Origin of the sequence: Flagellimonas marina (assembly GCF_042651185.1) — a bacterium.
Classification (GTDB): Bacteria; Bacteroidota; Bacteroidia; order Flavobacteriales; family Flavobacteriaceae; genus Flagellimonas; species Flagellimonas marina.
Window position 1 is genome coordinate 342425 of the sequence record NZ_JBHSCL010000004.1, and the last position, 15202, is coordinate 357626.

General features: G+C 40.5%; 6 protein-coding genes. All 6 read left to right on the forward strand.

Annotated features, from left to right (window positions below):
- Nucleotides 1-31: 31 nt before the first annotated feature.
- The 6 genes from ACFOWS_RS05070 (at nucleotide 32) to ACFOWS_RS05095 (ending at nucleotide 15172) form a co-directional block, all read left to right on the forward strand.
- Nucleotides 32-3103: a SusC/RagA family TonB-linked outer membrane protein gene (locus ACFOWS_RS05070; protein ID WP_379762873.1), complete on the forward strand. Its 3072-nt coding sequence runs from the start codon at nucleotides 32-34 to the stop codon at nucleotides 3101-3103.
- A gap of 19 nt (nucleotides 3104-3122) precedes the next feature.
- Nucleotides 3123-4622, forward strand: a complete 1500-nt coding sequence (locus ACFOWS_RS05075) for a RagB/SusD family nutrient uptake outer membrane protein (protein WP_379762874.1) — start codon at nucleotides 3123-3125, stop codon at nucleotides 4620-4622.
- 293 nt (nucleotides 4623-4915) lie between these two features.
- Nucleotides 4916-8035, forward strand: a complete 3120-nt coding sequence (locus tag ACFOWS_RS05080) for a SusC/RagA family TonB-linked outer membrane protein (protein ID WP_379762876.1) — start codon at nucleotides 4916-4918, stop codon at nucleotides 8033-8035.
- 27 nt (nucleotides 8036-8062) lie between these two features.
- Entirely contained in the window at nucleotides 8063-9571 is a 1509-nt protein-coding gene (locus ACFOWS_RS05085) for a RagB/SusD family nutrient uptake outer membrane protein (RefSeq protein ID WP_379762877.1), read from the forward strand.
- A gap of 65 nt (nucleotides 9572-9636) precedes the next feature.
- Entirely contained in the window at nucleotides 9637-12405 is a 2769-nt protein-coding gene (locus ACFOWS_RS05090) for a family 78 glycoside hydrolase catalytic domain (protein ID WP_379762878.1), read from the forward strand.
- 10 nt (nucleotides 12406-12415) lie between these two features.
- Nucleotides 12416-15172: a family 78 glycoside hydrolase catalytic domain gene (locus ACFOWS_RS05095; RefSeq protein ID WP_449267388.1), complete on the forward strand. Its 2757-nt coding sequence runs from the start codon at nucleotides 12416-12418 to the stop codon at nucleotides 15170-15172.
- The last annotated feature ends 30 nt before the right edge of the window (nucleotides 15173-15202 follow it).

Consider the following 15202-nt stretch of genomic DNA (forward strand, 5'->3'; position numbering starts at 1 on the left):
GAAACTTTATTATTAACTAACTACAAAATTTATGAAAACCTATTTGAAAAGAGTTCTAAACAAATTATGGGTTCCTATCTTTTTGTTTTTCTGTTTCTCTGCTTTTTCCCAAACGGGAAAAACTGTTACGGGAACAGTCACTTCCGCAGACGGACAACCCTTACCTGGGGCAAGTATAGTTCAAAAGGGTACAAACAATGGAGTCCAATCTGATTTTGATGGCAATTATCAAATACAATTGGCATCAGGATCTGGTGTTTTGGTATTTTCTTATGTAGGATTTACTACTAAGGAAGAGATTGTTGGAAATAGAAACTCAATCGATGTAGTACTGGAAGAAGATGCACAAAACCTTGATGAAGTGGTAGTAATTGGATACGGTAGTCAAAAGAAATCGGATATTACCGGGTCGGTTGCTTCTGTTGGAAGCGAAGACCTTGAAAAAGCCGTTTTCAACTCCGTAGATCAAGTGCTACAGGGACGAAGTAGTGGTGTTTTGGTTACCTCGGCCTCTGGTGAACCTGGAGCCCCAGCCTCTATTAGGATTAGGGGAAACAATTCAATATCGGGTGACAATTCTCCTCTGTATGTGGTGGATGGTATCCCAATTAGTGGAACACCAAACTTCAACCCTCAAGAAATAGAGAATTTAGAAGTGCTGAAAGATGCATCTGCAACAGCTATCTATGGATCTAGAGGAGCTAATGGAGTTATATTGATTACCACAAAAAGAGGTGAAACGGGAGAGACATCTTTTGATTTTTATACGAACATAAGTTACTCGACCATTGATACTCCCTATGAGGTTCTAAGTGGACAGGATTATGCGGAATACAGAAATGAAGCAAATGCAGCTCTTGGCAATGCATTACCTTTTCCCAATCCAGAACAGTATGAAGGACAGGGATTTGATTGGTTTGATGAAATAGTGAGAACTGGTCTTCGACAGGAATATGGACTAAATATTTCCGGAGGTAGTGAGAAGACACGATTTTTTGTTTCAGGAAACCTTTTGGATGATAAGGGTGTTATAAAAGGCTCTAAATTCAAAAGAGGTAGTGTTAGGGTAAACCTGGATATGGATGCTCTTAATGACAAGCTGAACTTGAAGTTTAGTTTGAATGGAACCCATACACAGAACTTTAGATCGGTAACGGATAATAGGGCATTCCCATCTGGAGGGGGGCCTATTTTCAATGCGCTTTTTTCAGAACCAATAGTTCCTTCTTTGGATTTTTCTGGCTTCACAGGAGAAAATCAACAGTTCATAAATCCATATCTAGAAGTAACCGAACAGGATGATAGGGATTTTATCACGAATTTATTGGGGAACGTGGAAGCTACTTTTAAAATAACCGATAATCTATCCTATACCTTCAATGGAGGTTTGAATTATAGGTTAAGAACAAGGGATATTTTTACTCCATCGAATGTGGGTAGCGGTATTCTTCCAAATGCGGTCGGTTCTTCTTCTAATAGCAGGGCCTATGATTATATTGTTAGTAATTACCTGACATTTGCTGACGAGTTTGGAGAAAACCATGAGTTCTCAGCAACTTTAGGGGCAGAGTACAGTGAATTTAACAACTACGGTGCCTCTCTGAGCGTCAATGATTTTGACATCCAATTGCTAGGGTTTGATAATTTTGGAGTTGCTACAGGGATACCGGTTGTAGGTTCCAATCGTTCCCAAAGTATTCTGCAATCCGGATTTACAAGATTCAATTATTCCTTTAAGAATAAATATCTATTAACGGCCACGGTAAGAGCGGATGGATCATCGCGCTTTGCAGAAAATGAAAAGTGGGGCTATTTTCCTTCGGCAGCTGTGGGCTGGAGAATATCGGAAGAAGATTTCTTAAAGGAGAGCAACACTATTTCCAATTTAAAATTGCGTGGTTCATGGGGAGAAACGGGTAGTCAGGCAATAGCACCTTATCAATCCTTATCTAGATATGGTACAACTACGTACTCCATAGGAAACGCGCCTACTCTGGCTTTTACACCCCAAAGTGTTGCAAACCCCAACCTTAAATGGGAAACAACGGAACAGAAAAACCTAGGGCTCGATTTGGGGCTTTTTAGAAATCGATTAAACTTTACTTTCGATTATTTTGTGAAAACCACGAAAGATTTACTACAGAGCGTTCAAATCCCTTCTCAATCTGGTTTTGGGGGTGCTTTGGTAAATTTTGGCAGTATCGAAAACAAAGGTATCGAACTGAACCTGGATGCTTTGGTGGTCAATGTTAAAGATTTCCAATGGAACTCTTCATTGAACTATACTTCCTATAAAACTGAAGTATTGGAATTAGGTGGAGCTGAAGAAATTTTCGGCCCCGGTTTTAGTATCAATGTTTTTGGCAATGGACACATTTATAGACCAGGTGAAGAATTTGGACAATTCTTTGGGTTGAATGCGATTGGCCTAATACAAGAAAGTGATTTCGATACAGGAGGAAATCCAACTTTTCCCGTGTTCAGAAATGACACACAATTGGGACACTGGAAATTTGAAGATGTAAATGGAGACGGGGTAATCACCAATGACGATAGAAAGGTCATAGGTAATCCCAACCCAGATTTTCTCTTTGGATGGAATAATGATTTCACGTACAAAAACTTAACCTTAAATGTTTTCATTCAAGGCTCAATAGGTAATGACCTGTACAACCCCCTTAGAACAACACTAAGCTCAGGGTTCTTTAACAATGAAGCCTACAAAAATCAAACGGTTGAATGGTATGAGAACCGATGGACACCTCAAAACCCAACCAATGATATTAGGTTCCCATCAATAAATTCTGTAGCACCTGCAGTTGCAAATTACATGGTGGAAGACGGTAGTTATATACGATTTAGAAATATTTCCCTAAGGTATAATGTACCATTGCCTGATAGAATTGGGTTGACCAGCCTTCAAGTTTTTGCTACTGGAACCAATCTGATTACCATAACCGATTATAGTGGTTTTGATCCTGAGGTGAGTTCTTTGGATGCAGATACCATTAGACCCAATAACAGTGGTTTGGCCCCTGGTGTGGATTTGGGAGCTTATCCTAGGCCCAAGACCATCACTTTTGGAGTAAACTTATCATTTTAAATTTGAAAAGATAGATATCATGAGAAAATTTATAATAGCAATAATTACAGTTTCAGTCTTTTTGGGATGTGAACCATTGGAGGAAGTTCCGTTCTCGTTTTTATCGGTAGAAAACCTGTATCAAAACGAAGGAGATGTTGACAAAGCCTTGTACGGCGTGTATTCTTCTATGAATCAAGGTATTGATGAGCTTTGGTATTTTTTGGCCACATCAGGCCCCGGTGAAGGTGTTGTTGTACGTCTCAAAGGCGATGGTAACCAAGGCCAATTATCCGGTTTGAATTTTCAGCCAACAACAGCCCATGGCGTTTGGTGGAATAATTTTTATAGAGGTATCAACCGGGCCAATGTTGTAATTGAAGAGGTTTCAAATGTAGGTTTGGAGCCAAGTGTGGAAGAGCAAAAAATAGCGGAAGCCAGGTTTTTGCGAGCTTGGAACTATTTTAATTTGGTGAAATGGTTTGGTGATGTGCCCTTGCATCTTGAAGCCACCTCCGATTTTTCAGATGAATCGGTTAAAAAACCAAGAAGCCCTATTGAAGAAGTATATAATGTAATTATCGAAGACTTTCAATTTGCGGAGACCAGGCTTCCTGAAAGTTGGGATAATGCCAATTTGGGCAGGGCCACCTCATGGGCGGCGAAAGCTTATTTAGGAAAGGTATATCTGCACATGGCGGGAAAACCTTTGGAGCAAACTGAAATGTATGGTTTGGCCGCAACAAAATTGCAAGAAGTTGTAAACAACGGACCCCATGGTCTTCAATTAAATTTTGCAGATATATTTTCGGTGGACAACGAGTTCAATTCAGAAATTATTTTTGCTCGTCCAAATGTTGCTCAAAATGGCGCGGGTAGTGTTCTAAATTTTTTCGTTGGAGCTCCACTTTCACCACACGCATTTAATGGTGGGCAATATCAAGTAGGGTTTGCAGAATCTTTTTATGACTCCTTTGCCGAAACGGACCTAAGACGGGATGTTACGCTTTTATACTCCTATGTTAACAGTAATGGTGATACGGTAACTTATAATGACCCCAACAATCCAGGAAACCTGCCATTTGGGGGCTACAATGACCCAAAGGGAATCGGATTTGGTAAGTTGTTGGATGTTGGTGGCGCACCGGCAAGTCCATTTCAACATAGAAGTGATTTTATTTTTATGCGCTATGGCGATGTTTTATTAATGCTTGCAGAGGCTCTGAACGAAAGTGGAAGTTCATCTGAGGCTTTGCCCTTTCTAAACCAAATAAGAGATCGAGCAGGTTTGGATGATGTTGTTACAACGAATCAATCCGAGCTAAGGGACATCATCAAGCAAGAAAGAAAATGGGAATTGGCAGGTGAGTTTACTGAATATCCTGATTTGCAACGTTGGGGTGATATCGAACAATCGTTGCAGAACAATGAGGATGCCCAGTTTTTTGGTACGGTCTATGACCCAAAACTGGAATTGTTCCCTATTCCGCAGAATCAATTGGATGCCAATGAGAATTTAACACAGAACCCAGGCTATTAAACCTTGGTTGGATAATGTAAAAGGGCGGTATTCTTATACCGCCCTTTTTTGTTTGTTAACATTGGAAATAAAAATTGATCAAAAGAATTTTTTGTCTTATGCAGTAGGGGTTGTTCGGAGTATTCACTTAAAGCGTAGTATTTGTAAAATTCCATATATGGAAATTGTCAAATCGTTAAAATTTTAAGGGGAAATTTATAATATCAGCATGGTACAGGATGGGTTTATACACGGGGCTGATTAATATTGGCTTAACGTACAAAAAAAACTAAAGTAACCTAACTACAGATTTTATGAGAACCTTTATTAAAGAAAAATCGAACAAATTATGGGTTCCTATCTTTATGCTTTTCTGCTTAATGGGTTTTTCCCAAAACGGAAAAACAGTGACCGGAACCATTACCGCTGAAGATGGGGCACCACTTCCAGGGGCAACAATCATCCAAAAAGGGACACAGAACGGAGTACAGTCCGATTTTGATGGAAACTATCAAATTCGATTGGTTTCCGGATCGGACATTTTGGTGTTTTCCTATATAGGGTTTAAGGCCAAAGAAGAGACTGTTGGTGCCAGAAACCAAATCAACATAGTGCTCCAAGAAGACTCACAAAACTTAGATGAAGTTGTTGTTGTGGGTTACGGAACCCAAAAACGGTCTGATCTGGTAGGTTCCGTAGGATCTATAAAAAGCGAAGATATTGCGGTTACACCGGTACCAACGTTTGACCTTGCGCTGCAAGGTAGAACAGCTGGACTTCAAATCACCAATACTTCAGCTGAACCAGGTGGAGACGTAACTATTAGAATTAGAGGTAATAATTCTGTCTTAGGGGACAACCAACCCTTGGTCGTGATCGATGGTTACCCAATGCCAGAAGGCGCGGAAGCATCGGCATCAAATGCAGGACAGGGGAATTTGACATCTTCTAACTTTTTGAGCTATTTGAACCCTACTGAAATTGAGTCCGTAGAGATTCTAAAGGATGCTTCTGCAACGGCCATTTATGGGTCTCGGGGTGCCAATGGGGTAATAATGGTGACCACCAAAAAAGGAAACTACCAGCAAGCCACCCAAATTAATTTTACAACCGAGGCAGGATTTAGCGAAATATCGGATTTTCCACCAGTTTTGGATGGTCCAACGTATGCCGCTTGGAGAAACGAAATAGCAATAAGACAGGGTGGTGATCCCCTTTTTGACGGGAACGAGAGGCCTCTCCCAGAAGATGCCCCAACTACGGATTGGTTAGATCGGGTTGTAAGAACGGGATTGACTCAGAGATATCAGTTGACAGTCTCGGGAGGTGGAGATAAATCCAAATATTATTTATCGGCCAACTATTTGGAAAACGGCGGTATTTTAAAATTTACCGATTTTAAAAGAGGTAATATAAGATTGAACATAGACAACAATTTAACAGACCGTCTTAATGTTAGCACATCCTTGAACTATGTAAGGTCTTTAAATAGCCGTGGTAATGAAGGTACAGGAACTATCATAAACTCTGGAGCGGTTTTTTCAGCTTACAAAAACGCACCTACCGCTACTCCTGGAGATCCCATTGATGAAGGAGATGGAACGACCAATTTCTTTGTTGATCCTTTAACGGAGTTGAGGGACAGAAAAGATGAGACGAGCAACCAGAACCTTATTTTAAGTATTCAATCAAGATATAACATTGCGGATGGTCTAGACTTTAATTTAACTACTGGTACTACCACTTTGGATAGTGAGCGTGAAGTATTTTTTCCAAAGACCACCAGATTGGGTCAGTTATTCAATAGCCGAGCAGTTTACAATACTTTTAATTCTAGAAATTACTTGATTGAATCGTATTTAACATACGCCAAGGAATTTAACTCCCACAACATCAATGCCACTGGAGGTTATTCATGGCAAACCGATGTTCAAAAGCGATTAAACACTTTGGTAACCGAATTTCCAGTGGATATTTTGGAGACTGATAATGTTGGTTTGGGATTGAATCCATTTATACCTAGCAGTTCCAAAATTAAAAGAGATTTATCCTCTTATTATTTACGATTTAACTATAATTATGACCAGCGATACTACCTTTCATTAACTGGCCGGGCTGATGGGTCCAGCGTATTTGCTGAAAACAAAAAATGGGGCTATTTCCCATCTGTTGGGGTTGGTTGGACCATTTCTAATGAATCCTTCTTAAAGGAATCACCAACATTATCAAACTTAAAATTAAGGGCAAGTTATGGTATTACAGGGTCCCAATCCATACAACCATTGCAATCCTTGACCCTTTTAGGCACGGCCAATGCTGTATATGGGGATATCCTGTACTCTGGCTTAGCTCCTACTAGACTCGGAAATCCAAATTTAGAATGGGAAAAAACTTCGCAATTTAACGTAGGTTTGGATGTTGGTTTTTTAAGGGACCGCTTTTTTGCCTCAGTGGATTACTACAAAAAGACAACGGATGACCTTCTGTTGAATTTCCCACTTCCAACCTCCGCTGGTCTTGGCTCAATAACAGCCAATGCTGGAAGCATTGAAAATAAAGGTTTTGAAGTTGTACTTGGCGGTTACATTGTAGATTCCCAAAATTTTAAGTGGAACACCAATTTTAACTGGAGTAATAATAAAACAACAGTGTTGAGTCTAGGTGAGGGTGATGCTGATATTTTTGGGCCAGGCCCGGCAACAAACATTGTTACCGAACCTTCCAATATTATGCGTGTAGGTGAACAATTTTCATCATTATATGGCTATAAGGTAACTGGAGTTTTGCAGGAAAGCGATTTTGACACTAGTGGCAACGCCTTGGTTCCTGTATTGGGAGTTTCGTCACCCGGCGCCTATAAATATGAAGATGTTAACGGTGATGGTACCATAAATGGAGAGGACCGGACTATCATTGGCAACCCCAATCCTGATTATATCTTTGGATGGAACAATGATTTTCAATATAAGAACTTTACGCTGAGCGTATTCATTCAAGGATCGGTTGGTAATGATCTGATGAATATCAACAGGTTGTTTCTTGCTTCAGGAAGATTTATCAACAATGCTTTCCAAGATTGGTTTGACAATAGATGGACCCCTAGTAATCCTACTAACGACCCTAGATACGTCAACATCAGTTACGGTAGTGAAACCAACCAATTTTTACAACCCAATTCAGCCATTGTGGAAGATGGTTCCTACATACGATTAAAGAATGTGAGCCTAGGCTATAATCTTCCCTTGCAAAATGTAAAAGGCATTAATTCTGCCAGGGTTTATGTTACAGCCACAAATCTTTTTACCATAACTGATTATAGTGGTTTTGATCCAGAAGTTAATATTCGAGGTGGGAACAATCTTGCCCAAGGTGTTGATTTTGCTGCTTATCCAAGAGCACAGACCTTAACCTTGGGAGTGCAAATTGGTTTATAAAGAATTGTAAAATTTAAAAGAAAACAAATGAAAAATTTAAAATATATATTCTTTCTTTTTGGAATCATGGCCTGTTCAGATTTGGAAGAGGAAGTATTCTCAGAAATCAGCCCATCCAATTTTTATGGTAATTCGGCTGACGCCAATGTGGCCGTAACATCAATCTACAACTCTTTTAATAGAGCCGTTGGCTTATACGATTTTGGCATGTCTTCCATGGTATCGTGCCCGTCTCCAAAACTTCAGGGCCGAGTGCCATGGAGAAGAATTTGGGCCAACTATACCACATCTAGTAATGATGCATTGTCTTTACCACGAGTTTGGAATTCATTTTATCAGGGCATATTTAGGGCCAATACCGTAATTTCTGAATTAGAGGGACGTACTTTTGAAGAAGATGATGATAAGCGTGTTGAATATATTGCGGAGGCCAAATGGTTGCGTGCTTGGTCATATTTTAATTTGGTACAATTGTTCGGAGCAGTACCACTTCCTTTGGCCCCAGCTGTAACTATTGAAGATGCGCAATTGCCAAGAACAGCCATAGCTGATGTTTATGCGCAAATCATAGCGGATTTGGAAGCTGCAGAGTCCAATTTGCCAGTGGATAAACGTCCTGAATCTGAAATAGGCCGACCCATACGGGCAACAGCTACCTTTTTGTTAGGCAAAGTGTATATGACCATGGCTGGACTACCTCTTCAAGATGCCTCTAAGATGCCTTTGGCACAAGCTAAAATTCAGGAGATTATTAATTTGGAAGGCACTAATCAAGGTTATGAGTTAGTGGCAAGTTATGAGGATGCTATCCGAGTTGACAACAATGCTGAGCGAATCTTTGCCGTACAGCAAACGCAAGCTGTGCCTGACCAAGGTACTGCATTTTCCCATGTTTGGGGTGCTCAAAACAGATTTACACCAGGCTTGGGGCAATTTCATTTTGGATTCACAGAAGATTTTTATTTTGAGTTTGAGGATACTGATGAGCGTAGGGATGTTACCATGTTGTCGTCCTATGTCAACAACGCTGGGGTTTTTAAAGATTATTTTGGTACAGCTGAAGAGGGTGATGGATCACCTTGGGATGCCCGCCATGGTCTTTTTCAAAACAAATATGTTGATTTTGATCAGGCCTGTTGTGACGGTGACCCCGATATGATTATTTATAGGTATTCAGATGCCCTGTTAATGGCCGCCGAAATAGAGAATACCCTAAATGGTCCAACCACTGTGGCTTATAATCATTTAAATCGAGTAAGATTAAGAGCCAATGCCAGTGAAGCACCCGCAGGGATGTCGCAAGCAGAGTTTGCCGAATATATCTATGAAGAGCGCTTCAAAGAACTGTCTCTAGAGTTCCAGGAATTATTTGATATAAGGCGTTTGGGCAAAGTGGAAGAAGTTTTGGCGATGCATCCTGAAAACATTACCTGGCAACCAGCCAACACACCCTATAATCCAAATTTTGACCTATCGCCTTTACCAATAAGTGAAATTAACGCGAATCCTAATTTGGAACAGAACCCAGGGTGGTAAGTAGAAACACTAATAATAACTAAATAAAAAAGCTACTACAAGTAGCTTTTTTTAATCTAAACTTTATGAAATCAAAACTGATTCTTGCAGTTATTGGCTTTTTTGCGATTTACTTTTCATTTGCCCAGAGCCTGGACCATGCACCCTTAAAAGCTCATCATTTAAGGACTGAATATTTGACCAACCCAAAAGGTATTACAGTCACAAACCCCCGGTTCAGTTGGCTTATTGAGGGAAATGGAAGGAATAGGTCCCAATTGGCATATCAAATTCTTGTTTCATCTTCAAAGAAAAAGTTGGAAGAGGACCAAGGGAATATTTGGGATAGTGGAAAAGTAAGTTCGCATGATACAAATCAAGTTGTCTTTGCGGGAGATGACCTTATTTCAAATACGGATTACTTCTGGAAGGTGAAGATTTGGGATGAATCCAACCAAGAATCCGAATGGAGCGAACCTGCTCACTGGTCTATGGGCCTTCTGAATTTTTCCGATTGGCATGGACAGTTCATCAGTCATGATGTAGGGTATGATACTACAGATAAATACGATAGCCTTTACCTTCCTCCAGCCAGATATCTGAGAAAGTCATTTCAAATAACAAAGAAAGTAAAAAGAGCGACTGTATATTCCACTGCCCTGGGACTTTATGAGCTAAGACTCAATGGAGAAAAAGTAGGTGATGATTACTTTGCACCCGGCTGGACCGATTATAACGAACGTCTGTACTATCAAACCCATGATATAACAAATTCCATAAAGCAAGGCGATAATGCCATTGGTGCCGTAATCGCGGATGGTTGGTATGCCGGTTATTTAGGCTATGCCTTATTGGTACGATTGGATAAGGTGCGGGAATTTTATGGCGTGAACCCCTCGTTTATGGGACAATTGCATATTCAATATGAAGACGGTACTGAAGAAGTATTGGCAACAGATTCAACATGGAAATCCAATGAAGGGCCCATTCGCGAGGCGGATATTTTGATGGGGGAAAAGTACGATGCCAGATTAGAGCATTCCGGTTGGGATACTCCCGGTTATGATGACCAAGATTGGAAAACCCCCAAGGTGTATACCTATCCAGATGGAAAACTTGAGGCACATCCAGGTAGCTTAATAAAGAATATTGAGCGATTGAAACCAGTTAAAATGACCGAACCAGAACCTGGAACTTATGTTTTTGATTTAGGAAAGAATTTTGCCGGTATCGCAGAATTAAAAGTGGAGGGCCCAGCTGGGACCGAAGTTCGTTTGCGTTTTGGAGAAATTTTAAAACGAGACGGGAACATACAAACGGAGAACCTTCGGCTGGCCAGAGCTACCGACACCTATATTTTAAAAGGGGAAGGGGTAGAGGTTTGGCAGCCCAAGTTCACCTATCATGGTTTTCAATATGTGGAGGTTACCGGATATCCTGGAAAGCCTAGCTTAGACGCTATCACAGGTATAGTTTTGAGTTCTATAAAAACGGATGCCAGTGCGTTCAAAACCTCCAATGAAATGAACAATACGCTATATGAGAACATAAAGACAACACAGGCGGCTAATTTCTTTGACATTCCTACGGATTGCCCCCAACGTGATGAACGTTTGGGCTGGACCGGCGATGCACAAACCTATATGCGTTCCGCTACCTACAATGCCGATGTTTCAGCTTTTATGACCAAATTCTTGGTTGACCTTGACGATGCACAGCGCTGGTATGGAGCCTATCCAAATTTTGCGCCTTTTCCCTACTCAAGACCCAATCAGTATTCCCCTGCATGGATGGATGCGGGTATCATTATACCCTATAACATGTACAAGGTCTATAATGACAAGCGTATATTGGAATTTATGTACAAGGGCATGGAAAAGTTCATGGAGTTTCAAGCCGATGCAAGTACGGACTTTATACGACCTGGTGGAGGAAACAACTGGGGCGATTGGCTTGCCGTGGATGAAGAGACCAGTAAAGGGTACATAGGCGCGTCCTTCTATGGGTATGATGCCAAGTTGATGGCAGAAATTGCAGAAGTATTGGGTCGTACCCAAGATGCCCAAAAATACCGGACTCTGTTTGACAATATTAAAAAAGCATTTTCTGAAAAATACATTTTGCCAAACGGCAGAACTACCGAAGATACACAGACCACCTATGCCCTTGCCCTGTATTTTGACCTGTTCCCGGAAAATTTGGCAGAGAAAGGAGCGGCAAGATTGGCAGAAAAAATCGAGAAAAATAATTTCAAATTTTCCACGGGTTTCCTAGGCACAAAACATGTGATGTTGGCTCTATCCAAGTACGGGTATCACGATTTGACCTATAAACTGTTCAAACAAACGGAGTATCCCAGTTGGGGGTATTCAGTGGAAAATGGTAGTACTTCCATTTGGGAACGCTGGAACAGCTACACCAAAAATGACGCAGAAAACTCCGATCTAAATGCAAAGATGAATTCATTCAGCCATTATGCATTTGGCTCCGTAGCTGAGTGGATGTTCCTGCATGCCGCGGGTATTGATACGGAAGATGGCGGGTATCGAAACATTAGGATAAAACCTGTCATAAGCAAGCAAGTCGATTTTATAAATGGAAGCTACAAGAGCATCAACGGCACCATAGCCTCCTCTTGGAAATGGCAAGGGAATAAGGTTCTCATGACCGTAAAGATTCCAGTGAATACGAAAGCAAAAGTCCATATTCCTATTGAGAAAGTTTCCGATTTAAGGGAGGGGAATAAAAAAATAGCCAAAGTACCTTCAATTAAAGTTGTAGCGTCCACTGAAAAAGAAGCTGTTTTGGAAATTGGATCTGGAACGTATTCTTTTAGCTTTACGTATGCACCCTAATGTTATAGCTATGTTCGGTAGGCTTTTGTTGGTTGCACTTTTAATTCAACTATGTGCTTCGAGTTGCGAAAAACAACCGGATGTATCGGTCTTGCACACTGTTGATCTATGCAGTCTTTGTGATGTTCCATTTTCATTTAGTTGGAATATACAATCGCCTACTAAAAATGAACAAAAGGCATATCAAATTGTTGTGTATTCTGAACCGGAAAATATGTCAAAAGCTATTTTTGATTCTGGGAAGGTAGAGAGTGCGCAGCAGCTTCATATACCCTATTCTGGAAATTCTATGAAAGGAGGTCTAAAGTATTACTCCAAGGTCCGGATATGGGACAAAACCAATAGCGTTTCAGATTGGAGCAAGGAAAGAGTGATAATAGCACCGCTCAACCATTCCAAAGATTGGAAGGCAAAATGGATTACTTATAATTATGCAAAAGATTCGGCTCTGCCTCTTTTTCGAAAAGAGTTTCAATTGGATGTTGAAAAAGAAATAGACTTCGCAAGACTTTATGTGGCTGCCCCTAGTTTTTATGAGGCGTATTTAAATGGGGAAAAAATTGGAGATCATGTATTGGACCCAGCACAGACAAACTATGAAGATTACACCTTTTACACGAGTCTGAATATTGCCAAGGAACAACTAAAACAACTGAACGTTTTGGGGATTATGTTGGGCAATGGGTGGTACAATCAGAATGTTGTCTGGAACGACTCCATGATTTATGGGCAACCTGTGTTTTCAGCAGAGCTTGAAATTTATTTTAAAGATGGTTCAAAAAAAACGATTATTTCGGATAATTCATGGAAATGGAAACCGGGGCCTATTACTTTTTCAAACATTTACGCTGGAGAATTTTACGATGCCCGCAAAGAAGCGGACGATTGGTTTGAGTACACTGCCAATACATCGTGGGAAAATGCCCTTGTTGGTAAAGAGCATCCTGCCAAGCTGATTGAACAATTTGCGGAACCCATAAAAGTTATGGATTCCATCTATCCGAAAGCAATAATCTCGCAACGTGATGACACCTATATTTTTGATTTTGGTCAAAATTTTACTGGATGGAACCGATTAAAAATTGACGGGGAGCCGGGACAGGAGATAACCATACGGATGGCAGAAGAATTGAGTGAAGATGGACAAATGGATTTTAGATCCACTGGGGTAAGTGCTACCAAGGTAATTCAAACTGAAAAATACATCTGCAAGGGTGGTGATTCCATAGAAATTTGGGAACCCCGTTTTACATATCATGGTTTCAGGTATGCTGAAGTCGTAGGACTGGATAAAACTCCAACAAAAGATTTGTTGACCGGGATGGTGATTTATTCAGCTATGGAGAATACGGGTAAACTGAACACCTCAGAACCGAATATCAATAAATTACATGAATTAACGGTACATACGCTAAGGGGCAATCTACAGGGTATCCCAACGGATTGTCCCCATCGTGAAAAATGTGGTTGGACGGGAGACGCACATGCCATCGCAAAAACCTTGATGTATAATTACAATGCCAAGAAATTCTTGACCAAATATTTGTTTGATATGCGTTCTTCTGGCCGTGAAGAAAAACAGGAACTTTACTTTGGAACTGACTTTCACGATAGGAGCATTGTTACTAAACCAAAAGGTATTACAACCATGATAGCCCCTGGAAGAAGGACCAGTGGAACAGCAAGCCCGGACTGGGGCACCGCCGTAGTTCAGATTCCATGGTATTTGTATGTGCACCATGGCGATGATAGTGTTTTAAAAGAGTTTTACAACGATATGAAAACTTGGGTGGATTTTGTCCACTCCAAAAAGGAAGACGGCATTATTGTTCATGGACTTGGAGATTGGTGTCCACCCGGAGGTAATGTCAATATTGATTGTCCTGTTCCCATAAGCTCTACGGCGTTTCACATTTTGGATGTGGATATTCTAAGTAAAACGGCCAAAGTTTTGGGATTCTCTTCGGATGAAATCAAGTACACCCAAATGAAAAATGAACTTACCGAAGCTTTCAATACTGCTTTTCTAGACAAAGGCTCTCGGTCCTATGGTAGCCAGACGGCTAACTGTTTAGCGCTGGACATCGGTATAGTACCAAAACCATACCGTAAAGATGTCGCCGCTAGCATTGTTTTGGATAGTCATGAAAATTTTAATGGCTTTATTAATACGGGTATTTTTGGGATTGCAAGAATTTTTAAGGTACTCTCTGAAAATGGTTTCGAGAAAGAGGCGTATGACCTACTGGTGAAAAAGGGGAACAATAGCTTTGAACCCATGTGGGATTACTACAACGCAACGACCCTTTGGGAGATACTTCCAACAACCATTGGCGAAACAGGCTCTGATATTTTTGAAACACTAGCCAAAAGAAGTCATAGTCATCCTATGCAAGGAGGTTTTGATGCTTGGTTTTTCTCAGGAATCGGAGGTATCAATCCGACAATCGAGGACCCCGGTTTCAAAAGCATTGTATTCAAACCATATTTGACCCAATACATTGAAAATTCCGATATTTCCTATAAATCTGCGTTTGGAACCATAGAAAGTAGATGGACTCATCAAGAAGATTCCTTCATATGGAACGTCACAATCCCAAATAATTGTAATGGGAGCATTTACGTGCCAAATTACGGTGAAACCGTTTCCATTACCAACAATGGAAAGTCAGTTGATCACATAAAAAATGAAAATGGTTTTTCATATATCGGAGATTTTGGTTCTGGCACTTATACCATTGTCGTAAGGAATAGGGTTTCAGGATAACTCATCTCGTTTATTACAATTAAAAATATA

Bases quoted from the DNA above. Each gene is read 5' to 3' on its own strand.
- ACFOWS_RS05070 (WP_379762873.1), top strand. From the start codon at position 32: ATGAAAACCTATTTGAAAAGAGTTCTAAACAAATTATGGGTTCCTATC.
- ACFOWS_RS05075 (WP_379762874.1), top strand. From the start codon at position 3,123: ATGAGAAAATTTATAATAGCAATAATTACAGTTTCAGTCTTTTTGGGA.
- ACFOWS_RS05080 (WP_379762876.1), top strand. From the start codon at position 4,916: ATGAGAACCTTTATTAAAGAAAAATCGAACAAATTATGGGTTCCTATC.
- ACFOWS_RS05085 (WP_379762877.1), top strand. From the start codon at position 8,063: ATGAAAAATTTAAAATATATATTCTTTCTTTTTGGAATCATGGCCTGT.
- ACFOWS_RS05090 (WP_379762878.1), top strand. From the start codon at position 9,637: ATGAAATCAAAACTGATTCTTGCAGTTATTGGCTTTTTTGCGATTTAC.
- ACFOWS_RS05095 (WP_449267388.1), top strand. From the start codon at position 12,416: ATGTTCGGTAGGCTTTTGTTGGTTGCACTTTTAATTCAACTATGTGCT.